Here is a 23,404-nt window from a genome sequence, read left to right as displayed (position 1 = left end):
AAGAATTTAACGAATTCTTAAGATTGCCTTTTAATAATGAAAATACATACAATTGTCCTGTTTGTTTATTTAATGGAGATCAGCCATGTCTGAATTGCAGCAAAAAGGTTTGGAGTTTGCCAAAAAGATTTTTGATGATGTGCGGGAAATGAGTCGCGATGTTCAAGGCGTGACTCGTCAGGCTTTTTCTGCCAAAGAAACACAGGTACTTGAATACCTCACTCAAATCGGTCAAAAACTCCAATTGGAAATTCAACCGGATAGAGCAGGCAATGTCTGGATGACACTGCCCGGTAAAGATCGTACATTGCCTGCATTTGTGGCTGGCTCCCACGTTGACAGTGTTCCGCAAGGCGGCAACTACGACGGTCTGGCCGGTGTTACGGCAGCTCTTACAGTAGCCTGGTGGATGCGTGAGACGGGTTTTGTTCCCGAACGTGATTACACCGTTTTGATGATGCGTGGAGAGGAAAGCTCCTTTTTTGGTAAAGCCTATATGGGCTCACTCGGTATGTTGGGTAAGCTCACTGCGAAGGACCTTGCTTTAAAGATTCGTGATGGCTCCTGCACGTTGGCGCAAGCCATGCTGTCTTGCGGTATAGATACAGAGGCTGTATCGGGAGGTCAACCTTTGGTGGACACCGATCGTATTGCTGCATTTGTTGAATTGCATATTGAACAAGGACCGACACTTGATGCACAAACCGAGGCCCGTGCTGGTATCGTCACAGGTATTCGCGGCAACATTCGTCATAAAGCCGTACGGATTTTGGGTGAAGCGGCACACTCTGGCGCAACCGATAAACAGTATCGTCACGATGCCCTGATGGCTTTTACCGATTGGATGCAACGCATTGATCGTGCTTGGGATCGCTGGTTAGTTAAAGGCGAGGATTTGGTCTTCACAGTCGGTGTTTTGAAGATGGCTTCTAGTGCAGCTATTTCGGTGATTCCCGGAGAAGTGACGATTTCCGTGGATATTCGCAGTCTGAGTGCCGACACTGCTCATCGTTTCCACGAGCTGATGCAAAAATACGGAGAAGAAGTGGCAGCCGAACGCGGCGTGACTATTGAGTATGATCCGGCCTTATTGACGGCTCCGTCCGGTGTCGATGCAGCGTTGAGCGATCGGCTTGAAGCCAGTGCCAAGGCTGAAAATATTCCTTGTATGCGTTTGGCTTCCGGTGCCGGTCACGATTCTGCTGTGTTGGGCAATAACGGTATTCCGGTTGCCATGATTTTTGTGGCCAATCAATTGGGATCTCATAATCCGCATGAAGCCATGAAGATGCAAGACTTTATGCAAGGCACGGATATTTTGTGGGCTGCCGTGTCGCACTACGACGACAAATAACCCGTTAGGGAGTGGGGCGTACTGAGGGTGCGCCCTTTTTTAAAATGCTTATGACTCAAGCAGACGAGAACAGTAAAAAATTTTGTGTAGTCATAGTTGACGGTTCCCCCCTGTTTAGGGAGGCACTCGCTCAACTTTTGCATGAAGATGTCGAATTCGGCAACGTGGCTGAGACCGGTGATAAGCAGTTAGGCATGTTTTACATTGATAGACTCCAACCCGATCTGGTTATGGTTGATATGCACATGAAGAAGGGCTCTGCTATTGATGTTCTTCGCTATGCAAAAAATCTTCACCGTCCTGCTAAAGTGGTGATGATGACGGACAGGGATGACAGTGAAGAGCTGATGGCAACGGTCCAATTACAGGCTGAAGGGTATCTATCAAAATTGATTGAGGTTCCGGAGCTATTATCCCAAATAAAAAGGGTCTGTCACGGAAAAGTAGTGGTGAGCAATCGCCTGATGGGCGCTCTGACACGTGCTTTCCGTGAGGATACGGGTGAAGTTGATCGGGATTTAAATTGTCTGACCAGTCGTGAAAAAGATGTCCTCAAGTGCTTATCAATCGGGATGAGTAATCAGCAGACCGGGGAATACCTGTCTATTCAGCTGGGGACCGTCAAAGTGCACGTGAAGCATATTCTCAAAAAGATGGGATTTGCTTCTCGTACACAAGCAGCTTTGTGGGCCCGTGACAGAGGGGTAACTATCTGACGATTAGCGGCAGCTGTATGCTCGGCCGACGTGAGTAATGTTTTCAAGCGAATTTTTCTCGTCAGTTGAATTGATAGTTTCTGCGATCACCACAACATTAGCGCCTAACTTCGCAGCTTCATTTCTCAAATCGTTTCGGGCACCTAAGGCCAAATTGCGATTGGTTGTCCAGCCTCCGGTGAGCCAGTTGCCTTGAGAGCCTACAACTTCACCTTTATAAGTGCATTGGTATTGAGTGGGCAAACTCTGAACAATAACAACTTTTTGGCCTTGTTCCGTGACGGAATTGGCTACACAACCGGTCATCAGTGCGCTGATGGCACTTGCAATTATCAAAAAAGAAACACGCATATCCAGTCCTTTTAATTTCATCAAAAAAGAGTGTACCGAAAAAAATATGCATATAAAAACAAACGCGGCCCGAAAGCCGCGTTTGTAAGTATTTATTCAGTTAACCCTGAATCTTACTTCCACCAGTTGTTAACCGGTTCGTACTTAACGATCGGTTCACCGCTTTCAACGAGAGCCTTACCGTTGCTGTAGTACGTCCACATCGTCATAGAACCGCAGGCGATCATCAGAACGACCACGCAGTACATGATCTTGCGAAGAGCTTCACGATTACCGGCGAACACGTCCCACTTCACGCACAAGCGATACAGACCGATCATACCGTGCAATTCAGTGGCCACCAAGAAGATGAACGTCCAGAGCAAACCGTTGTGATAGGTATGAACAGAGGAGAAGTTCGGGCCGATGGCTTCCGGATCGAGAATCATCGGGGTGACGTGCGGGAAAACCATACCGGTCAAGATCACAGCGGTCACGATTTGGACGATCCAAAGCGTGGTGTCGCGGTGAGCAATGAATTGATATTGGCTCTTGATGTTATGGAACATGCGATAGCTCGTCGGGAAACGACGCAAAGCCATCAAAGCGTGGATGATGACCAAGAGGGTAATGGCACCGATCAAAGCCACGTGCATCCAGGCATGTTCTTCGCCGTCAAAAATATAACCGCCGGAGAAGGCGACCAAGTTCCAGAACACATCCTTGCCCAATTGAATGGAGCTCGTGAAAGCCATGTGGCAGAACAGGAAGATACCGAGCAACAAGCCTGTCACAGACTGGGCGACGTCGCAGTAAGCCGGCCATCTGCTCTTGCGCTTGGCATTACGCAATTCCACACCGGCGATGACTTCTTCAGAAGTCGGGGTGTTGGAATATTTTTCTTGATCAGAGGTATACATCGACATGATGAAATTCAACCTTTTATTAAGAAGTTATGTCCTAAATTCAAAACGCGGTCCAAGCGCTTTGATGAGTTTTTTAAAAACACAAACAGACAGAACGCTTCTGCGTTCCGACATGCGTATCATCCTCCATTTTTATGTAAAAAGGTTTGAGTTATGTCATATGTTTTGCTGATTTTTCAGATTAAATTAAGTTTTCTTAAGGCAAAAATTAGGGTTAACCCTTAATAAAATATTTCGCAACTGTAACAGTTAAGTGAAATATTGGGGTTAACCCTTAATTTTATGGTTTGAAAGAAAAACGTTAAAGTGTGCCGTATAAGCGGTCACCCGCATCACCTAAACCGGGAACGATGTAGGCTTTTTCATTGAGATGATCGTCAAGGCTTGCCGTATACACTTCAACATCCGGATGCAGTTTTTGGAATGTTTCCATCCCTTCCGGAGCACAGAGCAAAGACATAAAGATAATATCTTTGCCTTGAACACCTTGTTTTTTCAAAACATCGACCCCATGGGCGGCAGAATAGCCGGTGGCAAGCATCGGATCGACTAAAAAGAACGTGCGGCCTTCCAAATCGGGGAGTTTGACTAAATACTCTACCGGGCGTTTGTTTTCATCACGATACATTCCGATGTGACCCACACGAGCTGACGGCATCAGCTCTAAAAAGCCATCGGCCATACCCAGACCGGCTCTCAGAATCGGGACAATGACGGGTTTTTTGTCTGCCAGTACCGGTGCATCAAAGCGGCAAAGCGGCGTTTCAATGCTGTGTGTGGTCAAGGGCAAATTTCTGGTTACTTCGTAACCCATTAAGAGAGCAATTTCGCGCAAAAGTGCACGAAAATCTTTCGTACACGTATTTTTATCACGCATAATGCTTAACTTGTGCTGGATCAGGGGGTGATCAACGATGTGCAGACGGGGAAAACGAGAATCGTGTTGCATGAAACGTACTCCTTAGATCAAATCTTCATCATCTTAGTCGTTTTCGCGATAATGGAAAAGTTCTTTTTCAAAATTTAGTCTCTCAGACCGTTGGCTCGTGTTAGAGTTAAGGGATCGACAAACTGTTGTTGAGATCTGTCATGCATTTAAGAACTGTTTTTTTATTATTACTCTTTGTCCTTTGCTCTGTTTTCCTGGTTGTGAATTGGGAAGGCGTGATGGCTGATGTCACCGTTAACCTGCTTTACACTGAAATCCAAGCTCCGTTGGGATTGATTTTATTGTTAGGTCCGGGGCTGGTTATCCTGATTTGTTTGGTTTACGGTTTTGTTCAACAGGCTGCGCTTTCGATGGAATTACGTCGGGTTAACAAACTTTTGCAGCAGGCAAGGGACTTAGCGCAAAAGGCCGAGCAATCGCGTTATGTTGAGCTCAAGAGCGAGATGCAAAAGCAGATTTTAGAGTTGCAAAATCAAAGCGCCTCTCGTCATTCATCCTTAATGGCTGCGGTCAACGGCCTGCAGTCAGCAGTTGAGGGAAGTGCTCATGAGACGGTGAATTCTCTTTCGGCCAGTGTGGGAGAAGTGGAGGATCGATTGACTCAACTTGTTGAGATGGCAGCGGGGAAGGATTTTGAGATTCGTGAAAAGAAAATCGAATCCAACCAGAAGCAATAAAAAGAAGAGCTTTGAAATGATCAGACGGCGGGCTTTCAGCTAAATTGAAAGCCCGCTTATTATTTGTTAGCGCTTGGAGACTTTTCTGACGCACCAATCTCCGAAACTTTGAATGACCTGTACAAAAACAACAAGAATCAAAACCACAGTCCACATAACATCAGGCATATAGCGGTTGTGACCATAGCGGATGCCGATATCACCTAAACCACCACCGCCGATCGCTCCGGCCATAGCGGAGTATCCGACCAGTGTCACGATAGCAATGGTGACACCGGCTACGATGCCGGGCATAGCTTCAGGAATCAGTACTTTGGTAATGATCTGCATATCTGTGGCTCCCATGGATTGAGCCGCTTCAATGAGTCCCCGATCAACTTCTCTCAAACTGGTTTCTACCAGGCGAGCAATGAAAGGCGCAACGCCGATCACAAGGGGAACCAGTGTTGCCGTAGTGCCGATCGTCGTCCCTACGATAAGACGGGTGAGCGGGTAAATTGCCACGAGTAAGATAATGAAAGGAGTGGAGCGAATAGCGTTGACAATCACTCCGACGATAGCATTGGTGGCCAATTTCGGCATAAGACCGCCTTTATCGGTGACATGCAGCAGAACACCTAACGGAATACCGATGATGCTGCCCAGTACACCGCTACCGATTACCATAATGACGGTTTCAATAAATCCTTCGCCTAGAAGGGCAACGATATCAGCATTCATAGTTCAACCTCTTCAAATTCGACCTGATTGTCTTTGAGGAACTGCAAGGCAGCTTCATAATTGTCTTGGTTGGGGCTTTCAGCAAGAATGGTAAGCATGCCGAAACTGGTTCCTTTTAACTCTTCTACTTGGCCTTGCAGGATATTGAAATCGATCTCGTAGCGTCGGGTGATGATGGACAAAACCGGCAACGTGACTTCTGAGCCGACAAATGTTAATCGCAAAAGTCTGGAAAAGCGTCCGTTTTCTGTAGCGACGTTGATTCGATCACGAACGGTGTCGTAAATGCGTTGAGGCATATCGTGAACGACAACGTCGGCCAGCATGGCTCGTGTCGTGGCATGCTTGGGATGACGAAATACTTCAAGCACGGTACCGGCTTCAACAATCACACCCTTATCCATCACAACGACACGGTCACAAATTTGTTTCACGACTTCCATTTCGTGAGTGATGAGTACGATGGTTACGCCTAAGGTCTGATTGATCTTGAGCAATAAATCCAAAGTGGCTCGTGTGGTTTCGGGGTCAAGCGCACTGGTGGCCTCATCAGAGAGCAAAACCATCGGATCGTTAGCCAAAGCACGGGCAATACCGACACGCTGTTTTTGACCGCCCGAAAGTTGACGGGGATACTTATCTTTGTGTTCAGTCAGCCCCACCAATTCAATCAAATGATTGACCTTCCGGTCGATTTCTTCTTTTGCGGTGTTATGCAACTCAAGCGGCAAGGCAATGTTGTCAAAAACCGTACGAGAACTCAGCAAATTGAAATGCTGGAAAATCATGCCGATTTTCGAGCGGATCGTTCGGAGTTGCTCAGCGTTGAGTTCATTGAGTTTTTGACCGTTGACTGTAACAGTGCCCTCTGTCGGCCGATTCAAAAAGTTAATGGTTCGCACCAACGTAGATTTGCCGGCGCCGGATCGACCGATAATGCCGAAGATTTCCCCTTTATTAATGTGTAGAGACACGTCCTTGACGGCATGAACTGTTTTACCGTCCGGGGAAGTGAAAGCCTGTGAGAGGTGACTGATATCAATCATACGAGTACCGAAAACAAAGAAATGTAAAGCCTAACACAGAAAAACAGGCGTAGAAACAAAAAAACTCGTCAGATGACGAGTTTAGGAGATGGTGCCGGTTAGAAGACTTGAACTCCCGACCTTCGCATTACGAATGCGCTGCTCTACCAACTGAGCTAAACCGGCTTACCATTTTCAGTCTCCCGTTTCGGGAGAAGCAGAATTATGCCGTAGTTTTTTTTGATTTGCAAACTATTTTTGAAAATTTCTCTTATTTTTTCTTTCGGACCAAATTGTTCAAAATGAAGAAATATTCATTTTCAGTCAGCGGCGTAATGGAAAGACGGTTACCTTTTTGCAGGATTTTCATTTCGGTCAGTTCCGAATATTGCCTGAGGGTGGCCAGATCAATCAATTCCACGGCTTCATCGGCCGTGATGTCAACACACACCCAACGAGGGTTATTTCTATCTGATTTCGGATCAAAATATTCACTGTCGGGATCAAACTGCGTCGCGTCAGGGTGGGCTTTTGTCGCCACATGTGCAAGACCCACGATGCCGGGCTTAGGACAAGAGGAGTGATAGAAATACACCGCATCACCGACACTCATCTCATCGCGCATAAAGTTTCTTGCCTGATAGTTTCTGATTCCGAACCAATCAATGGTTTTATCCGGTCTGGCTAAGACACTTTCAAAAGAGCATTCGGAAGGTTCAGATTTCATTAACCAGAATTTTTTAGTCATGGGATATCGGTGTAAGGATATTCGGAAAAATAAAAAGAAAACGTTCCCGATAGGGGTTGCCTTGCATCCTGAGTCCGAAGAATCAAGAGTGGTCGCCTCTGAGGCGGGTTTCGGGGAAGCAACACGTGCCTCCGCACAGCCGGCCCCAAGCCCAGCAACCGGTTGGGTTAAGCATTGGAACAAGGAATCTTAAAGCAACTTATCGCCTACCGGGAACAAGTTAATTTTGGATCAGAATGAACAAAATTACAAACAAAATGACAGCGGTACTGAAAAAGAATGTTTCAGTACCGCCTCAGACTACCATTGCACCAGCCCGCTGTAGTGCGTACCGAGGATGACAAAGCCGAAAATAATGCGATACCAGCCAAATGATTTGAAATCGTTGCTGGAAACATAGCGCAATAACCACTTGACGACAATGAGTGCACTGATGAAGGAAACCACAAAGCCCACGATAAAGCCGATTGTCATGTCAGTGGTCCATACGAAACTATGCTCGTTAGAGACACGTAGGAAAATTTTGGCTAAGGAATAGACAGTCGCGCCGAAAATCGTCGGAATCGCTAAAAAGAATGAAAATTCTGTGGCTGCTTTTCTGGATAAACCCAATACCAAGCCACCGATGATTGTCGAGCCCGAGCGGCTTGTACCGGGAATCATGGCAATGCACTGCATGCAACCCACAAGAAAAGCATCCTTGACGGTCATATCATCCATGTTTTGCACGCGGGGAGCATACGTGCGCTTGGCATGCATATTTTCAATCCAAAAAATAATCAGACCGCCGATAACCAAAGCAATAGCAACAGTGATCGGATTGAATAAAAGCTCTTCAATTAAATCGGCAAGTAATACGCCCAAGATCGCTGCCGGTAAAAAAGCCACAACAATATTAATCGCTAACTGCTGATCCTTACCCCGTTCAAATAAGTGAATGAGGATATTCCACAATTTGACTCGGTAAAACCAGCAGACAGCAAAAATAGCCCCCGCTTGAATGGCGATGCTGAACGTATTGACCTCAGGACCGTTGAAGTTGAGCAAATCCCCCGCAATGATCAGGTGACCGGTTGAAGAGATCGGTAAAAATTCGGTCAATCCTTCTACAATTCCGAGAATAAAAGCTTTGATTTGGTAGACGATATCCATACTGAAACGATCCATCGGTTATTGACGTTTAAATACCAAATCCCAAACGCCATGTCCCAAACGTTCTCCACGAGCGTGGAATTTCGTCATCGGCCGCTCGGTGATGGGATTGGCCATAACAGGTGAGTAGCCCTCGTACATATTTTTAAGTAAAGGTTCTCCTGTTAGCACTTCAAGCATTTGCTCAGCATAATTTTCCCAATCGGTAGCGCAATGAATATAGCCGCCCGGTTTAATTCTTTGGACAAGCTCGTGAATGAACGGTTGTGCGACAAGACGGCGCTTGTGATGCCGTGCTTTACGCCAAGGATCCGGGAAGTAAATATGCACGCCGTCTAATGAATCCGTCGCAATCATGTCTTTGACGACCTCAACGGCATCGTGCTGAATAATCCGAACGTTGGTCAATGACATTTCGTCCAAACGTTTGGCAAGAGCACCAACGCCGGCGGAAAAGACTTCGCAGCCCAGGAAATTAACTTCAGGATGCATTTGGGCAATGGCGGCGGTTGTTTCTCCCATACCGCAGCCGATTTCCAGAACCCATGGAGCTTTCCGTCCGAAAATCTCTTCCGGGTTCATAAGGTTCTGAGTGTATTCAACCGCATAATGGGGTAGCAGTTCTTCTAAAGCACGTTTTTGGGCTTGGCTGATATGGCCGCGACGCAGGGTAAAACTGCGGATATGCTTTTTCTTGAACGCTTCAATTTCTTCGGCGGTCAGGATTTTTCTTTCGGTCATATTAAAAAACGGACTCACAGGTCCGTTGCGATCAATGTAGAAGTGGAGCGGATGAGGGGAATCGAACCCCCGTCGTAGGCTTGGGAAGCCTCTGCTCTACCATTGAGCTACATCCGCGAAACAGGATTGTCATTTTAATGAATTTATTCGGAAAATGGTTTTTCAAATTCCAGAGTAGAAAAATAAACTTATATAATCGGCTAAATTTTTTGCAAGGAAATTTTTCTATGAAACAATTTATTTCGGATTTTCAATCTTTTATCAGTCGAGGCAATGTGATTGACATGGCCGTTGGTGTGATTGTCGGAGCGGCCTTTACAGCAATTGTCAATTCCATGGTTAAGGATGTGATCAATCCAGTTCTCGGTGTTTTAATCGGATCACAGGATTTCTCAAACTTTTTCCTTGTTCTTTCAATGCCGGAAAACTACACCGGTCCGATGACTTATGAGGCTCTTACAAAAGCCGGGGCAGCGGTGTTCGGATACGGGGCATTTTTTACCGCGGTTTTTCATTTTCTTTTGATGGCTTTAGTTGTTTTTACGTTGGTACGTGTTGTCAGCAAAGTTCGTGCTGCCGCCCAAGCCAAGCTTCGGGTCAAACATGAAGAAGAGAGAAAGGCTGCTGCCGTTCCTGCGCCCACTCCTGAGGATATAGCTTTGCTCAGGGAAATCCGCGATCTGCTCAAACAACAGCAAAATCATCGTTGAGCCGACGAAGCAGGCTTTAATTAAAGTACAAAAAAGGACCATTCCGATCCCGGTCTGGTCCTTAATGGTTTTGTCTAGCTCTTTAGAGTGCGACAGGTCTAGTAGTTTTCAGCACGTACTTCGAAGTAGCTTTGTGCGTAACCACAAACCGGGCAAGCTTCAGGAGCTTTCACGCCCATAACGAGGTGACCGCAGATACGGCATTCCCACATTGTTTGACCGGCCTTTTCAAAAACCTGCTTCATTTCGACATTCTTCAAGAGCTTGCGATAGCGCTCTTCGTGGGCTTTTTCAATGGCGGCAACGGCGCGGAATTTAGCAGCCAATTCCGGGAAGCCTTCTTCATCAGCTTCCTTTGCAAAGCCGTCGTACATATCCGTCCATTCGTAGTTTTCACCATCAGCGGCAGCACCTAAATTCTTGGCAGTGTCTTGGATCCAACCTAAAGCGTCACACCACAAGCGGGCGTGTTCTTGTTCGTTGCGAGCCGTTTGCAAGAAAATAGCGGCAATTTGTTCATAGCCTTCACGCTTGGCTACTTCAGCAAAATAGGTGTACTTGTTGCGGGCTTGAGATTCGCCGGCAAAAGCGGTCATCAAGTTCTTTTCGGTCTTCGTGCCGGCTAATTTGCCGCAACCTTGTTTGGGTTCTTCAACCAATTCAAAAAATTCGACACCCTTTTTGCAGATCGGGCAGATGTAGTCGGCGGGCAATTCGCCATCGCATTCATGGATAAAACCGCAAACTTTGCAACGGTATTTCATTTTTTTAACTCCTAAAGATGCACTACGGTCCGTGTAGTGCGTGTGTAAAAGCTTTTCGGCCAGTTCAGAAAGGGGATGGCCGTAAAAACGTTCATAAATTTTCTTGATTTCTTCATTGTCGTAACTGGTACGATGGATAATATCCATCGAACGGTCACGAGTGTAAAGCGCATCAATTCTTTGTTGACGGGTCAGATCTTCCTGTCCCCAATTCAGTTTGGGTTGGCCGCCACCTGAGATACACCCGCCGGGGCAAGTCATCACTTCAACGAAGTGATACTGTTTTTCGCCGCGATTGATCTGCTCAATCAGTCTGCCAGCATTGGCTGTTCCGTAGACAACCGCCACATTTAAGGTCAGATCACCGATTTGAGCCTGAGCTTCCTTAACGTCCGTTAAGCCTCTGACGGGTTGAAGGTCGAAAAATTCTGTCGGGGCAGCTGTTCCTGTAATCAAGTAGTGTGCGGTACGTAAAGCCGCCTCCATTACCCCGCCGGTGTTACCGAAGATCACGCCGGCTCCGGACCCTTCTCCCATTAGGTTGTCATAATGAGAGGGTTCGATATCATCAAAGCCGATGCCTTTGGATTGGGCCCATTCCGCTAATTCCGTCGTGGTAATGACAAAATCCGTGTCTCGGATAGCGGGATCACCGTGATAGCGGCCGCTGCTGTTGAATTCTTCACGACGAACTTCAAATTTTTTAGCCGTGCATGGGGCCAGTGCCACATGAACAATCTGCTTGGCCGTCAGGGCTTTTTCACGGGCAAAGTAGGTCTTAACCGTTGCACCTTGCATCCCGATGGGACTCTTTGCACTGGAGATATTCGGAATGATTTCCGGGTGAAACGTTTCGGCATATTTCACCCAAGCCGGACAGCAACTTGTAAACTGAGGTAAAGGAGCCGTTTTTTTGGTAATTCTCTCAACCAATTCGGAGGCCTCTTCCATAATTGTGAGGTCTGCGGCAAAGTTGGTATCCAAGACATAATCGGCACCGAGTTTACGCAGAAGGCCGATCATTTTTTCTTCTTCAAAACGTCCAGCCTCTAATCCAAAAGCCTCGGCTAGGGCCACTCGCACGGCCGGTGAGGTTGAAACCACAACAATACTGTCGGGATCATCAATGGCTTGTTGTACCTGAGGATATTCGTTTGGCGTAAAAAGGCTGCCGGTGGGGCAAACATTGATGCATTGACCGCAATGAATGCAAATGGCTTTGTCGCCTGTCTTAGTCAAATCATAGTGTCCATGTACGCCGATATAGTCTTCGCAAACCTGACGGCACATGGAGCAATTGACGCATAAGGCCTCGTTGCGCGCCAACGCCGGATTATCGGGTTCCACAGCAACCCGAACATCCATAGACTCGTGTTTAGACATAGTTTCTCCCAAACTCTAGTGTAGAGCTTAAAGGGGTCAAAAAGGGGTTAAATGAGAGTATAAGAAGTCAAACTTTAAAACTCAATTTAAGTTTGAACTTTGGCCGATAGATTTTGTTTATCAAAAAGGCGTTTTTGATTGATTTTGTCTATCAAAAACGCCTGTAGATCAGGATCGTAATTCAGATTTTTTGTCAGGATTTGCCTGAGGGCTTTTTGTCTTGTTGTCGTCCTCGGGCTCAATCCAGAATTTTGTATCCGGATTTTCCTTGGACCAACTGACAAAGCCGTAAATAATAATTCCGGGTAGTAACACCCAGTTGATCAAAAAATCAATAACAACCATTTGCCCCGTCTCAGTTGTGGTAGGACGTTACAAGTTCCACCTCTTCTTTAGCGCCTAAGAAGACTGCAACGCGCTGGTGCAGACCTTCAGGTTGAATATCAAGAATATTTTGTTTGCCGTTTGTTGCTCGACCACCTGCTTGTTCAACGAGCCAGCTCATCGGATTGGCTTCATACATCAGGCGGAGCTTGCCGGGCTTGGAGGGATCACGATTGTCTTTCGGGTACATGAAAATACCGCCTCTGTTGAGGATGCGGTGCACTTCGGCAACCATAGCAGCCACCCAACGCATGTTGTAATCTTTGCCGCGCGGACCGGTCGAACCGGCTAACAACTCGGTGATATAACGTTGCACGGGCGCTTCCCAATGGCGCATATTCGAGCAGTTAATGGCAAATTCTTTGGCTTGAGGAGCAATTTCCAGTTTTTCTACCGTTTGGTAGAAATTGCCGGTTCCCAAGTCTAACGTAAAGAGAGTCGTACCGAACCCTAAGGTGAAAACCAGTTGAGTCTGAGGACCGTAGATGACGTAGCCGGCAGCTAATTGATGGCGACCGGATTGCAGGAAATCTTCGTCTTTGACCTGACGACGGGCTTCGCCTGCCGGTAGGATGGAAAAGATCGTACCGATCGAAACGTTGATGTCGATGTTACTGGAACCGTCGAGCGGGTCAAAAAGCACCAGATACGGACCGACTTCACAGTCTTCAGGAACCTGCAGCGCATGATCCATTTCTTCGCTGGCTACCCCGCTCACAAAGCCGCTTTCCGTGCAAGCTCGGCACATGATGTCATTGGCAATGATGTCAAGCTTTTTCTGAGTTTCGCCTTGCACATTTTCACTGCCTGCTGAGCCCAAGACGCCTGCTAGGGCACCTTGACTGACTTTGAAACTGATCTCTTTACAGGTACAGGCCAGATGATTGATCAAAGCGGTCAGTCGAGGATCGACCTGGTGGTGAACTTCCAGATCATGCAGGTAAAGGTCTAAAGTTTTTGCCATCTTTATGAGTCCTTCTCGAAATTAATGGGTAGCGTTATTGAGCGCTTTGCCGACGACTTCCTTAAGGTCAGTCGACAGATTGGGTTGAGAGTACACGTATTTGAGTGCACTGAACATCAATTTAGAGCACTCCGGTGTGTAGCGTCTCCAGCCGTCCAAGCAGCGAGCTAGGCGGCTTGAAACCTGAGGGTTGATTCGGTCGAGTTTGAGAACCTGTTCAACCCAGAATTTATAACCCACACCGTCGGGGCGGTGGAATTCGGCCAGATTATTCTGGCAGAAAGCCAACACAAGTGAGTAAACGTTATTCGGATTGTGGGCGTTGTAACCTGGGTAGCGTTCTACGAGGTTTTGAACTACATCAACAATCGGGCATTCGTCCATCGGAACAGTCGCTGTAGCCTGAAGTGTAAACCACTTATTGATCAGCAAGGGTTCGTTTCGCCATTCGGTCTCTGCTGCTTCCAAAAGGGTGAACTTCGTCGGAGATGCACTGTTGACAATGATTCGCAAAGCGTCGAGTCTTTCGGTCAGATTTTTACTTGTTTCAAAAATTTGTCTGGCTCGAAGCAGAGATTTGGCATTACCGCCCGCTAACAACAGTTCGAAGCAGAATGCACGCATCGCACGCTTGCCGGCGTCGGCTGCATTGGGTGAGTAAACGGGATTGGGGGCATTGTCGTCAAATACACGCATGATCAGATGCGAGAATTGGCGGCCCAATTGTTCGCGTAGTGAACGGATAGCTGCTCGAATCGAAATGGGATTGATCATCGGTTGGGCTTCGGCAATGCGCGTCTCACTGGGTAAGGTCAGTGCAATAGCCTTAAATGCCGGCGAGATACTCTTATCCGTGAGCATGGACTCGAAGGCATTTCTGTAGTGAGGATTGATGACCATGCGAGTGCCGCGCTCATAATCACTCACCATCTCATTAATGCATAAAAGAGAAAGCTCTTCCATGGCATGGGCTCGATTGAACGCATCATTGTCGCACTGACTTAAAAAGACAAGTTCTTCAGGCGAATAGTTGTAGTCAACGATGATCGGAGCGGAGAAGTTTCTTGCCAATGAGGGGATCGGCTTTTCTTTGACGCCCACAAACACCCAGGAGTGTTCCTCGTCGGTCAGTTCCAGTACGCGCGAAGTTCCTTTTGCGTTCGTTTCAGCTTGCAATTGCAAAGCAATCGGTTTGCCTTTGCTGTTAAAGAGCGCCACGTCAAACGGGATAAAGAACGGTTCTTTTTTCGTTTGACCCGGAGTCGGCGGACAGAATTGCGACAGGGTAATGGTGTACGTGGCACTGCGCTCATCCCAATGCGTGCGAACACGAACGTGGGGAGTGCCGGCTTGTGAGTACCAACGGGTAAATTGCGACAAATTACGCATGTTGGCTTCTGCCATGGCGTTGAGAAAATCTTCGCAAGTAGCACTCGAGCCGTCATGGTCTCGGATGTATTGTTCCAGTCCCCGTTTAAAGCCGTCTTTACCCAAAAGGGTTTGCAGCATACGGATGACTTCGGCACCTTTTTCGTACACGGTAGTCGTGTAGAAGTTATTAATTTCTTCGTAGGATTCCGGACGAATCGGGTGAGCCATGGGGCCTGCGTCTTCCGTGAACTGTCTGTCACGCAAATAACGCACATCTTCAATGCGTTTGACGGCGCGCGCCGTGCTGTCGCCTAACATGTCGGCGGCAAACTCCTGTTCACGGAAAACAGTGAGTCCTTCTTTAAGCGTGAGTTGGAACCAGTCACGGCAAGTGACACGGTTCCCGGTCCAATTGTGGAAGTATTCGTGACCGATCACACTTTCAATGCGGGCAAAATCCCGGTCGGTAGCCACCTCAGGCGTTGCCAGTACGCAGCGGGAATTGAAAATGTTGAGTCCTTTGTTTTCCATCGCACCCATGGTGAAGTCATCCGTGGCGACGATCATGAAACGTTCAAGATCCAGTTCGAGTCCGAAACGTTCCTCATCCCAAGCGATGGCACGCTTGAGACTTTCAAGGGCAAATTCTGTTTTATCCAGGTTTTGCGGCTCGACCCAAATTTGAAGCAGTGCTTTTTTGCCGTTTTTCAGTTGAAATTTTTCTTCGCGGCACTTTAAGTTCCCGGCCACTAAGGCGAAAAGATAGCTGGGTTTGGGGAACGGGTCTTCCCAACAGGTGTAGTGCCAGTTGCCGTCAAGTTCACCTTCCTCAACAAGGTTGCCGTTAGAGAGCAGCACCGGGCAGACCGATTTCGGAGCGTTGATTCGGACAGTAAATTTGGCCGAAATATCCGGGCGGTCCGGGTAATAAGTGATGCGTCGGAACCCTTCGGCTTCGCACTGAGTCATGAAATTACCTTTGGAAAGGTAAAGACCCATCAGTGAGGTATTGGCTTGAGGATTGATGATATTTTCAATTTCAAGCTTGATTTCTTTGGTAATTCCACGCAAAACAATGTCACCGTTGGGCATCAGCGTGTATTCGGTCCGATCCAATTCACGCCCGTCCATGACGATACGGACCAATTCCAAATCCCGACCGTTTAAAACAAGGTCATTGTTAATCCGATCTTCATTGGGGCGGATTATCAAGGTACTGTGAACGTGGGTTTGTTGGGGATGGAGATCAAACTCCAAATGGACTGAATCAACCCAATGAGTGGGTGGAATGTAATCTTTGCGATAAACGGTAGCCGACGCCATGCTCAAAACCTCTGAAAATCAAGACGCTTTTTAGTGTTTCAACTTTCACATTGTAAGCATATGATGATGAAATTTCCGCTATCGCGTGCAGATTTTAACGACACGATTTGATGGCATTAAAAAAGCCCGGGAACCTCGTCGGAGGAGATTCCCGGGCCGAAAAACAAACAAAGCGGATTAGGCGCGCTTAGCCAATTCAACTGCCTTACCGATGTAGGTGGCAGGGGTCAGTTTCATCAGACGCTCTTTTGCCTCGGCAGGGATATCCAGCTGGGAGACAAATTCGTGAATTGTTTCCGGCGTGATGCCCTTGCCGCGAGTGAGGGCTTTGAGTTGTTCGTAGGGGTGCGGCACACCGTAGCGACGCATCACCGTTTGGATGGCTTCAGCCAACACTTCCCAGGCGTGATCGAGGTCTTCTGCGACACGTTGTTCATTGAGCTGCAGTTTGCCCAAGCCGCGCGTTAAGGCGTTGTAGCCCACGAAGCAGTAGCCGAAAGCGACACCGAGATTGCGCAAAACGGTAGAGTCCGTCAAATCGCGCTGCCAGCGGGAAATCGGCAACTTTTGAGCCAAGTGCGTCAAAAGTGCGTTGGCGATACCGAGATTGCCTTCGGAATTTTCAAAGTCAATCGGATTGACCTTATGGGGCATGGTTGAAGAACCCACTTCGCCTTCCTTGAGTTTTTGCTTATAAAAGCCCATGGAGATGTAACCCCAAATATCGCGGTCTAAGTCAAGCAAAATAGTGTTGGCACGAACAATAGCATCGAAAAGCTGGGCCATGTAGTCATGAGGCTCAATCTGAATGGTGTGCGTATTAAAGGTGAGCCCCAGGCGTTCTTCCACCACTTTCTTGGCAAAGGCTTCCCAATCTTTTTCCGGGTAAGCGATGGTGTGGGCATTGTAATTACCCACGGCACCGTTCATTTTGGCCAGAATCGTTACCGATTCAATCGATTCGATTGCGCGTTTGAGACGCATCGCTACGTTGGCCCATTCTTTACCGATTGTGGTCGGAGAGGCTGTTTGTCCGTGGGTACGGGACAGCATCGGAACTTCGGCCCAGCGATGGGCGTTTTCCACCAGAGTCTGATGGATACTGCGCAGGAACGCAACGAGCTCTTGACGACCTTCGGAGAGCATCAAAGCGTGAGAAGTGTTGTTGATGTCTTCACTGGTGCAGCCGAAATGGACAAATTCGCTGGCACGGGCTAACTCTTCGTCGTGAGAGACTTGCTCTTTGATCCAATATTCAACGGCTTTGACGTCGTGATTGGTTGTTTTTTCAATGTCTTTGATTTCTTGACAGGATTGAACCGTGAAATTCTCAACTAGTCCGCGCAGGTAGGCTTTGCCGTGATCGGAGAGGTGATCGAGCTCGGGCAGTTGAGCTTCAGACAAAGCAATCAACCACTCGACTTCGACGCGAACACGGGCACGCATAAAGGCAGATTCAGAGAAAATACCACGCAGCGATTCGGTTTGGCGGGCGTAACGACCGTCAAGCGGTGACAAAGCAGTCAATGCAGAAAGTTCCATTTTGTAAAGTCCTGAAAAAATGTAAATATACGACGTCCTCATTGTATCAAAAGCAAGCTTCAGTCTATTGGTAAGAAGGCCTGATTTTGCTTGAAATTTTTAAGATTGAGCCGATAAGCATCTGTTGAGCTTAATAACAAAATCACACAGTTGCCAAAAGATTGTTGCTTAACTGATCCGTACACTGCAATTAACAAACAAGCTAAAGTCTTTTCCCCCTGCCTGACAGCAACGACTCGCAGGGGACATTTTTCTAGTAGGGGAGCAAATATGACAAAGAAAACATTATTGATCGCTGCGGTAGCTTCCGTCGGTTTTATTCCGCTGGCTTCTTTTGCTTGGCATGGGGCTCCTTGTTGGGGTGCCGGAGCGCCGGGTTGGCATCACTACGATGAAGGGCCTCACTGCATGATGCGTGGAGACGCTCCTCGCTTCGGGCCTCACCACCGTGCTCGGGCTCAAGCTCCTTACGGTTTGGGAGTGCGCACTTTCGGTATGGATCGTGCAGAGGCAGAGCACTTCATGACGGAAGTCGGATCTGTTTTAGAAATTAAGAGCAACGAGCAAAAGGCATGGCAGCAGATGCAAAAAGCCTATGCCGATTTGGCCCAGACACGATATGATCGCTGGAAAACGGGTGAAGCACCTCAAAACCGGCAGGAAAGACTTCAGGCACGCAGTGCTTTTATGAGTGCTCATGCTCAGGCGTTTGACGGTTACGTCAAGGCTCGAGCCGAATTACAAAAGGTGTTCGGACAAGAGAAGATGCACGAATTTGACTACATCGTCAACACCGGTAGCCTTTTAGAACCTCCGGCCCCGCGCGCACAACCTCGTCCTCCTCGTGGTCCTCGTCTGTAATATTTATCAATGGCGGGAAATAAAAAAATTCCCGCCATGAGCTGCAACCGAACTTTTGTCTCAATTGCTCAACTTCAGACATTGAAGTAGAAAATTTTTTCTGCTATTTTTCAATCTTCTGAGCAAAATTACTCATTTTTCGTCCTATGTTGTTGAATTTTCGGACGTATACTAAAAAAAGCAGTCATTCGGCTTTATTTTTGTTTGTTGATATACAGATTGGAAAGTTATGTTTGATCAATTTACGACAGATCCTTACAGTTTTGATGAAGTGACATCTTCCCCCATTACTCCGGTTACCCCTTCTCAAGACGTTTTGCGTTTAGGTCGCTTATTACCTTCTTCCATCTATCTGGGTTGTGCCAGTTGGAATTTTCCGGGTTGGAAGGGAATCGTTTGGGGTGAAACAAGTGGAGTAGAGGATTTAACCAAACGGGGATTGACAGCGTATTGCAAGCACCCGGTTTTGCGTGCCGTTGGTATCGATTGGTCGTTTTTCGGCACTCTCAATGAAATGTCCTACGCTGCCATGGCTGCTCAGGTGGACGAAAAATTCCGTTTTCTTATCAAGGCTCCGCAAAGTGTGACCGATGCCGTCAAGCGTGATCCTAAGGGACGTTTCCGTTCCCTCAATCAGGATTTCCTTGATTTGCACGCAGCCATGCATGAATTTGTGTATCCGGTGATTAACGGTTTGGGAGAAAACGCGGGTCCCTTGGTCTTTCAATTGTCTCCCATCCCCAGACCGCTTTTACCCACCCAAGCTGAGTGTTACAGCTACATTGATCGAATTGCTCAATTTTTCGCAGACTTGCCGAAAGAAGTGGAAGGGGAACATCCCGTCTATGCGGTTGAAGTCCGTACGCTTTCTATTTATACAAAACGTTTATTGAATGCCTTGCGTCCGAGCGGAGTACGTTTGGTTGTCGGGGTTCATCCCTCCATGCCGGATGTCATCCGTCAAACGGCGGCCTTGCGTTATTACGAAGACCCGGAGGCCCAAGGAGAGGATTGGAAGATGAAGGGACCGTTGGTAGTTCGTTGGTCTTTAAATCCCATTCAACGTCACGGTGTAGCCAAGATGACCTATGCGCCGTTTAACCGTGTTGTTCATCCGGATCTTGCTACCCGCTCCGGTATCGTTCATCTGTTGGACATTGCGCAAAAATCCGGGCAAAAGAGTTTTGTGATTACCAATAATAAGGCCGAAGGTTGTGCTCCGTTGACAATGATTGAAATTGCTCGAGAGGTCGTCAATAAACTGTCGAGCGAAAAAGACGCTCAATTGGATCCCCGTAACCTGTGAGAATCCTTGATATCTCTCCCTTGATTACAGAAGCATCGCCCGTGTATCCGGGCGATGCCCCTTTGAGTTTGTCATTTGTCCGCTCATCTCAGGTGTGTGTCGGTACGTTGACTATGAGTGCGCATTTGGGAGCACATGTGGATGCTCCTCAGCACCTCAACCGTGTGGGAGATGTTTCCGAAATAGCTTTGACAGAGCTGATCGGACCGTGTCAGGTCATTGAAAGAATAGGGAAAAAAGTTATCACTGCCGAAGATTTACCTTCGAGGCTGTCTGCACGACGGGTGCTGATTAAAACGGGCTTTAACAGGCCTTGCTGCTGGACGAACGAGTTTAGTTATTTGTCAGCCGATGCCGTTGCGTTTTTAATTGAGCAAGGCGTAAAAGTGATCGGGATTGATACGCCCAGCATTGATCCGGCAGAGGATGAAAAACTTCCCTCCCATGTTTTAGCTATTGACGCCGGGATTCTCATTTTGGAAAATCTTAAACTATCTGCCGTACAGGCAGGCGAATATGAATTGATTGCTCTGCCTCTGAAAATTAAGGGGTTGGAGGCAAGCCCAGTGCGGGCAGTATTAATCGATCAAAGGAGTGGTGAAAGTGGGAGCTGTATTTAAAAAGTCCTGCATGATTCGTTTTGCGCATTGTGATCCTGCCGGCATTGTGTTTCATCCCAATTTTTTTGTATTGTTTAACGGCTTAACGGAAGATTGGTTCCGCGAAGGAATGCAACTGCCCTGGGAACGCATGTCTGAGCTCGGGGTCTTAATCCCGGTTGTTTCCGTTCACTCGGATTTTTTCAAACCCTTTACAATCGGGGATCAAGGTGAAATGCGCCTTTGGGTCAGTCATATCGGCAACAGCTCCTTTACAGTAGAAATTGAGTTTTACAAGGGCGAAGCCCTTCACGTGAAGTGTCGTGAAGTCATGGTCTGCATTGATCCCGTGAGCAGAAAATCGACCCCCATTCCTGAAAAACTTCGTGAGCGGATGACTCCATTTTTGACAGAAGCCTGAGTCAAACTGCCAGATTTTCAAAAAGTGTGGCATTGCGCCATAAACGGCGGGCCACACTTTTTCTTTGCTCATTGAGTCCGCTGACGTAAAAGCATTCCTTACCACGGTGATTTTCTCTCAGAGCATGAGCATCCTTTAAAAGCATCTGAAGGCGTCTGGAGACAGCAAGACTCGGTTCGTAGAGGGTTACTTCAGGGCCGACAATTGATGAGATCGTATCGCTCAAAAACGGGTAGTGCGTGCAGCCTAAAACCAAAGTATCGATTCCGGCTTCAAGCATAGGATCCAGATAGCGGTGTAAAAGCTCACGAGTGGTCGCTGTGTCAAATTCTCCAGCTTCCACACAGTCCATTAATCCCGGACAGCCCGTTGAGAGGATGTGAGAATTTTGTCCGTAACGCTTGAGAAGTTGACGGTAGCGATCGGATGTGGCGGTACGGGTTGTGGAGATCATACCGATGCACTGTTTTTTCGATAACGCGACGGCCGGTTTGACTGCTGGTTCAACGCCGACAATCAGAGCTTGCGGTAACTCTTTTCTTAATGTATCAATGGCCTCGGCTGTTGCCGTGTTGCAGGCAATGACCAGTGCTTTGACCTGTTGGGATTCAAAAAGAAAACGGGCAATTTTGCGGGCCCGATCAACAATGAATTCGTGAGTACGGTCGCCGTAAGGAGCATTGGCGCAGTCGGCTACGTAAATAAAATCTTCCGATGGTAGTATTTGGCGAGCTGTTTTCATGATGGACAGACCGCCCCAGCCGGAATCGAAAAAACCGATCGGTTGATTTTGCCTCATAATGTTTCCCCATTATTTTTCTTGCCGCTACTGGGACGCCAGGCACTGATCAGAACTGCAAAGATGATCAGTGTAGCACCGGACAGTTCCGATAAGCCGAACTGTTCACCGGCGAACCACCCGATAATACCTGCAAATACCGGTTCCAATGCATAGATGAGTGTCGCTCGCATGGCAGGAACGTATTTCAAAGCCCAACCGATCCCGAATTGCACAAAACTGACAATGGCCGCTAAGGCGATGACGCAGATAAAAAGTCCTGACGTCCATTCTGTGGGACGAGAAGGCTCGTGCCACAAAAGGGTCAATAATGCCAGGCAAGCAACAGTGATCAGTTGAGTAAAGCTCAGTTGAAGCGGTCGACAACCTTTCGTGAAATAGCTGATTGAAAGAATTTCAGCAGCACAGATAAGCGCACTTAAAACGGTGATCCATTCTCCCATTTGACCGGAAAAGCTTACGGAGAAGGGATTGGCAAAAAGGGTCATGCCGGCAAAGGCGAGCACGATTGTCACAATGGTTATGGGTTGAGGGGCATTTTTAAAAATCAACCATTGCAAAAGCGGCACAAAGCCGACATAAAGTCCGGTGAGAAAAGCCGAAGTGCTGCTGGCAATAGATTGCAAGCCGATTGTCTGAAGGGTGTAAACACCGAAAATACAAATTCCCACTACTATTCCGGCCTTCCACTCGTAGCGGGAGATTTTCAGTATTTCGCCTCTGAGAAGACAAGTGAGGATGCCGGTGGCGATGACAAAGCGCAATGCGACGATAACCACAGGATCAGCCCAGGTCAGAGCTATCTGAAGAGTCAGAAACGTCGAGCCCCACAAGAGTGTGACGAAAACCAACAGAAGCTGAGCCAATATCGAGCGGTTGTGCATACTGAAGTGTTCAGAAATTTTCGCCGGGTTTTAAATAACGCCATTGACCGAGCGGTAAATGACCGAGAACGATCCGACCGACACGGACGCGTTTGAGGCGAAGAACTTTCAGACCTACGGCCTCACACATGCGGCGAATTTGTCTTTTTTTCCCTTCCTTCAGAACAAAACGCAGTTCATCCTCATTAAGCCAGGAGACTTTGGCCGGTAGTAAAGGTTTGCCGTCAAGCTGCAATCCGAAATTGAGGAGCGCAAGATTCTCTGCACTTAATGTCGGGCGCGATCCGTCAAGCGCGGCTACACGCACAATGTATTCTTTTTCCAGATCGGTGGTTTCTCCGATAATGGATTTTGCAACACGTCCGTCTTGAGTCAGAACCAAAAGCCCTACCGAATCAATATCAAGTCGGCCGGCAGGTACCAAATGATTCAGTTGCGAGGGGGAGAATCGAATAGGTGCATCATCTTTTACCCAATGATTTTGGGCGGTGATCAGAACTTTAGCGGGTTCATAGCCGTCTTCGGCCTGACCGCTTACGTACCCTACCGGTTTGTTGAGCAAAATCGTGACGAGTTTTTTCTGCTCGTTTTTCGCTTTGGAAGATATTTGAATCCGATCGGAATGAGTGACTTTCATGCCGAGCGTAGCGATCTCTCCGTTGACTTTGACCCAGCACTTTTCAATCCAGGCATCGGCCTCGCGACGCGAGGCGATACCGAGTTCACTGATGCGTTTGGAGAGTCTGACAAGTTCT

At 47.6% G+C, this 23,404-nt stretch carries 22 protein-coding genes, 2 tRNA genes and 1 pseudogene; 8 read left to right on the top strand and 17 right to left on the bottom strand.

The annotated features are described in order from the left end of the window. Positions 1-85: 85 nt before the first annotated feature. The gene (locus tag H5985_RS01665; RefSeq protein ID WP_205049586.1) at positions 86-1,354 is read left to right on the top strand and encodes a Zn-dependent hydrolase; all 1,269 of its coding nucleotides are present in this window, start codon (positions 86-88) and stop codon (positions 1,352-1,354) included. A gap of 44 nt (positions 1,355-1,398) precedes the next feature. Continuing rightward, positions 1,399-2,070, top strand: coding sequence for a response regulator (locus tag H5985_RS01660; protein ID WP_205049585.1), 672 nt, complete (start codon positions 1,399-1,401; stop codon positions 2,068-2,070). A gap of 3 nt (positions 2,071-2,073) precedes the next feature. On the opposite strand, the gene H5985_RS01655 is transcribed toward H5985_RS01660, so the two are convergent. From H5985_RS01655 to upp, 3 genes are all read right to left on the bottom strand, one after another. Next, on the bottom strand, positions 2,074-2,421 hold the full coding sequence (locus H5985_RS01655; RefSeq protein ID WP_205049584.1) for a DUF4156 domain-containing protein: 348 nt from the start codon (positions 2,419-2,421) through the stop codon (positions 2,074-2,076). Positions 2,422-2,534: 113 nt separating this feature from the next. Beyond that, on the bottom strand, positions 2,535-3,326 hold the full coding sequence (locus H5985_RS01650; RefSeq protein ID WP_239481529.1) for a fumarate reductase cytochrome b subunit: 792 nt from the start codon (positions 3,324-3,326) through the stop codon (positions 2,535-2,537). Between the two features lie 301 nt (positions 3,327-3,627). Then, positions 3,628-4,275: a uracil phosphoribosyltransferase gene (gene upp, locus H5985_RS01645; RefSeq protein ID WP_205049583.1), complete on the bottom strand. Its 648-nt coding sequence runs from the start codon at positions 4,273-4,275 to the stop codon at positions 3,628-3,630. 218 nt (positions 4,276-4,493) lie between these two features. On the opposite strand from upp, the gene H5985_RS01640 reads away from it, so the two are divergent. Next, the gene (locus H5985_RS01640; protein ID WP_205049582.1) at positions 4,494-4,952 is read left to right on the top strand and encodes a hypothetical protein; all 459 of its coding nucleotides are present in this window, start codon (positions 4,494-4,496) and stop codon (positions 4,950-4,952) included. Positions 4,953-5,018: 66 nt separating this feature from the next. On the opposite strand, the gene H5985_RS01635 is transcribed toward H5985_RS01640, so the two are convergent. From H5985_RS01635 to H5985_RS01605, 7 genes are all read right to left on the bottom strand, one after another. After that, positions 5,019-5,672: a methionine ABC transporter permease gene (locus H5985_RS01635; RefSeq protein ID WP_205049581.1), complete on the bottom strand. Its 654-nt coding sequence runs from the start codon at positions 5,670-5,672 to the stop codon at positions 5,019-5,021. Then, on the bottom strand, positions 5,669-6,718 hold the full coding sequence (locus H5985_RS01630) for a methionine ABC transporter ATP-binding protein (RefSeq protein ID WP_205049580.1): 1,050 nt from the start codon (positions 6,716-6,718) through the stop codon (positions 5,669-5,671). The genes H5985_RS01635 and H5985_RS01630 overlap by 4 nt, the downstream gene beginning before the upstream one ends. Positions 6,719-6,807: 89 nt before the next feature. Continuing rightward, a tRNA-Thr gene (locus H5985_RS01625) sits at positions 6,808-6,883 on the bottom strand. Positions 6,884-6,968: 85 nt separating this feature from the next. After that, positions 6,969-7,445 carry an EVE domain-containing protein gene (locus tag H5985_RS01620; protein ID WP_205049579.1) on the bottom strand — a complete coding sequence of 159 codons (477 nt, stop codon included), beginning with the start codon at positions 7,443-7,445 and terminating at the stop codon, positions 6,969-6,971. A 300-nt stretch (positions 7,446-7,745) separates the two neighbouring features. Next, positions 7,746-8,597, bottom strand: a complete 852-nt coding sequence (locus H5985_RS01615) for an undecaprenyl-diphosphate phosphatase (protein ID WP_205049578.1) — start codon at positions 8,595-8,597, stop codon at positions 7,746-7,748. Between the two features lie 18 nt (positions 8,598-8,615). Next, positions 8,616-9,338 (bottom strand): tRNA (guanosine(46)-N7)-methyltransferase TrmB, encoded by a 723-nt coding sequence (gene trmB, locus H5985_RS01610; RefSeq protein ID WP_205049577.1) that lies wholly within the window; start codon positions 9,336-9,338, stop codon positions 8,616-8,618. Between the two features lie 43 nt (positions 9,339-9,381). Then, positions 9,382-9,455 (bottom strand) — tRNA-Gly (locus H5985_RS01605). A 110-nt stretch (positions 9,456-9,565) separates the two neighbouring features. Here H5985_RS01605 and mscL point away from each other — a divergent pair. Next, positions 9,566-10,048 carry a large conductance mechanosensitive channel protein MscL gene (gene mscL, locus H5985_RS01600; protein WP_205049576.1) on the top strand — a complete coding sequence of 161 codons (483 nt, stop codon included), beginning with the start codon at positions 9,566-9,568 and terminating at the stop codon, positions 10,046-10,048. A 98-nt stretch (positions 10,049-10,146) separates the two neighbouring features. On the opposite strand, the gene rbr is transcribed toward mscL, so the two are convergent. The 4 genes from rbr to purB all read right to left on the bottom strand — a co-directional run bounded on the left by rbr (position 10,147) and on the right by purB (position 17,779). Then, positions 10,147-12,195, bottom strand: a complete 2,049-nt coding sequence (rbr, locus tag H5985_RS01595; protein ID WP_205049575.1) for a rubrerythrin — start codon at positions 12,193-12,195, stop codon at positions 10,147-10,149. Between the two features lie 355 nt (positions 12,196-12,550). Beyond that, a complete protein-coding gene (locus tag H5985_RS01590; protein WP_205049574.1) occupies positions 12,551-13,543 on the bottom strand; it encodes a class 1 fructose-bisphosphatase in 993 nt (330 codons plus the stop codon). A gap of 21 nt (positions 13,544-13,564) precedes the next feature. After that, complete coding sequence (gene pepN, locus H5985_RS01585; RefSeq protein ID WP_205049573.1) at positions 13,565-16,237, bottom strand: aminopeptidase N; 2,673 nt, start codon at positions 16,235-16,237, stop codon at positions 13,565-13,567. Positions 16,238-16,414: 177 nt separating this feature from the next. After that, positions 16,415-17,779, bottom strand: a complete 1,365-nt coding sequence (purB, locus tag H5985_RS01580; protein WP_205049572.1) for an adenylosuccinate lyase — start codon at positions 17,777-17,779, stop codon at positions 16,415-16,417. Positions 17,780-18,049: 270 nt separating this feature from the next. Here purB and H5985_RS01575 point away from each other — a divergent pair, with 270 nt between their 5' ends. The 4 genes from H5985_RS01575 to H5985_RS01560 all read left to right on the top strand — a co-directional run bounded on the left by H5985_RS01575 (position 18,050) and on the right by H5985_RS01560 (position 20,966). Beyond that, positions 18,050-18,640 (top strand): BAR domain-containing protein, encoded by a 591-nt coding sequence (locus tag H5985_RS01575; RefSeq protein WP_205049571.1) that lies wholly within the window; start codon positions 18,050-18,052, stop codon positions 18,638-18,640. A gap of 229 nt (positions 18,641-18,869) precedes the next feature. Continuing rightward, positions 18,870-19,946 carry a DUF72 domain-containing protein gene (locus tag H5985_RS01570; protein WP_205049570.1) on the top strand — a complete coding sequence of 359 codons (1,077 nt, stop codon included), beginning with the start codon at positions 18,870-18,872 and terminating at the stop codon, positions 19,944-19,946. Further along, positions 19,943-20,566 (top strand): cyclase family protein, encoded by a 624-nt coding sequence (locus H5985_RS01565; protein ID WP_205049569.1) that lies wholly within the window; start codon positions 19,943-19,945, stop codon positions 20,564-20,566. Before H5985_RS01570 ends, H5985_RS01565 begins: the two co-directional genes overlap by 4 nt. Next, the gene (locus H5985_RS01560; protein ID WP_205049568.1) at positions 20,550-20,966 is read left to right on the top strand and encodes a thioesterase family protein; all 417 of its coding nucleotides are present in this window, start codon (positions 20,550-20,552) and stop codon (positions 20,964-20,966) included. The genes H5985_RS01565 and H5985_RS01560 overlap by 17 nt, the downstream gene beginning before the upstream one ends. A gap of 1 nt (position 20,967) precedes the next feature. Here H5985_RS01560 and murI read toward each other — a convergent pair whose 3' ends face one another. The 3 genes and pseudogenes from murI to H5985_RS01545 form a co-directional block, all read right to left on the bottom strand. Beyond that, positions 20,968-21,765: a glutamate racemase gene (murI, locus tag H5985_RS01555; protein ID WP_205049567.1), complete on the bottom strand. Its 798-nt coding sequence runs from the start codon at positions 21,763-21,765 to the stop codon at positions 20,968-20,970. After that, entirely contained in the window at positions 21,762-22,649 is an 888-nt protein-coding gene (locus tag H5985_RS01550; RefSeq protein WP_205049566.1) for a DMT family transporter, read from the bottom strand. Before H5985_RS01550 ends, murI begins: the two co-directional genes overlap by 4 nt. A gap of 10 nt (positions 22,650-22,659) precedes the next feature. Further along, positions 22,660-23,400, bottom strand: a pseudogene (locus H5985_RS01545) (pseudouridine synthase); the annotation flags it as partial. Between the last annotated feature and the right edge of the window lie 4 nt (positions 23,401-23,404).

The sequence above is a fragment of the Parasutterella secunda genome, from assembly GCF_016901835.1.
GTDB classification, from domain to species: Bacteria; Pseudomonadota; Gammaproteobacteria; order Burkholderiales; family Burkholderiaceae_F; genus Aphodousia; species Aphodousia faecavium.
Note: the sequence above shows the minus strand (reverse complement) of the source record. Positions and strands in the feature narration are given on the sequence as shown.

What these genes read in the sequence shown, in the direction of transcription:
- H5985_RS01550 (WP_205049566.1), bottom strand. Translation starts at nt 22,649, where the DNA reads ATGCACAACCGCTCGATATTGGCTCAGCTTCTGTTGGTTTTCGTCACA.
- H5985_RS01665 (WP_205049586.1), top strand. Translation starts at nt 86, where the DNA reads ATGTCTGAATTGCAGCAAAAAGGTTTGGAGTTTGCCAAAAAGATTTTT.
- H5985_RS01640 (WP_205049582.1), top strand. Translation starts at nt 4,494, where the DNA reads ATGGCTGATGTCACCGTTAACCTGCTTTACACTGAAATCCAAGCTCCG.
- mscL (WP_205049576.1), top strand. Translation starts at nt 9,566, where the DNA reads ATGAAACAATTTATTTCGGATTTTCAATCTTTTATCAGTCGAGGCAAT.
- H5985_RS01590 (WP_205049574.1), bottom strand. Translation starts at nt 13,543, where the DNA reads ATGGCAAAAACTTTAGACCTTTACCTGCATGATCTGGAAGTTCACCAC.
- H5985_RS01660 (WP_205049585.1), top strand. Translation starts at nt 1,399, where the DNA reads ATGCTTATGACTCAAGCAGACGAGAACAGTAAAAAATTTTGTGTAGTC.
- H5985_RS01575 (WP_205049571.1), top strand. Translation starts at nt 18,050, where the DNA reads ATGACAAAGAAAACATTATTGATCGCTGCGGTAGCTTCCGTCGGTTTT.
- pepN (WP_205049573.1), bottom strand. Translation starts at nt 16,237, where the DNA reads ATGGCGTCGGCTACCGTTTATCGCAAAGATTACATTCCACCCACTCAT.
- murI (WP_205049567.1), bottom strand. Translation starts at nt 21,765, where the DNA reads ATGAGGCAAAATCAACCGATCGGTTTTTTCGATTCCGGCTGGGGCGGT.
- trmB (WP_205049577.1), bottom strand. Translation starts at nt 9,338, where the DNA reads ATGACCGAAAGAAAAATCCTGACCGCCGAAGAAATTGAAGCGTTCAAG.
- H5985_RS01655 (WP_205049584.1), bottom strand. Translation starts at nt 2,421, where the DNA reads ATGCGTGTTTCTTTTTTGATAATTGCAAGTGCCATCAGCGCACTGATG.
- upp (WP_205049583.1), bottom strand. Translation starts at nt 4,275, where the DNA reads ATGCAACACGATTCTCGTTTTCCCCGTCTGCACATCGTTGATCACCCC.
- H5985_RS01615 (WP_205049578.1), bottom strand. Translation starts at nt 8,597, where the DNA reads ATGGATATCGTCTACCAAATCAAAGCTTTTATTCTCGGAATTGTAGAA.
- H5985_RS01635 (WP_205049581.1), bottom strand. Translation starts at nt 5,672, where the DNA reads ATGAATGCTGATATCGTTGCCCTTCTAGGCGAAGGATTTATTGAAACC.
- H5985_RS01650 (WP_239481529.1), bottom strand. Translation starts at nt 3,326, where the DNA reads ATGTCGATGTATACCTCTGATCAAGAAAAATATTCCAACACCCCGACT.
- H5985_RS01570 (WP_205049570.1), top strand. Translation starts at nt 18,870, where the DNA reads ATGTTTGATCAATTTACGACAGATCCTTACAGTTTTGATGAAGTGACA.
- H5985_RS01620 (WP_205049579.1), bottom strand. Translation starts at nt 7,445, where the DNA reads ATGACTAAAAAATTCTGGTTAATGAAATCTGAACCTTCCGAATGCTCT.
- H5985_RS01630 (WP_205049580.1), bottom strand. Translation starts at nt 6,718, where the DNA reads ATGATTGATATCAGTCACCTCTCACAGGCTTTCACTTCCCCGGACGGT.
- purB (WP_205049572.1), bottom strand. Translation starts at nt 17,779, where the DNA reads ATGGAACTTTCTGCATTGACTGCTTTGTCACCGCTTGACGGTCGTTAC.
- rbr (WP_205049575.1), bottom strand. Translation starts at nt 12,195, where the DNA reads ATGTCTAAACACGAGTCTATGGATGTTCGGGTTGCTGTGGAACCCGAT.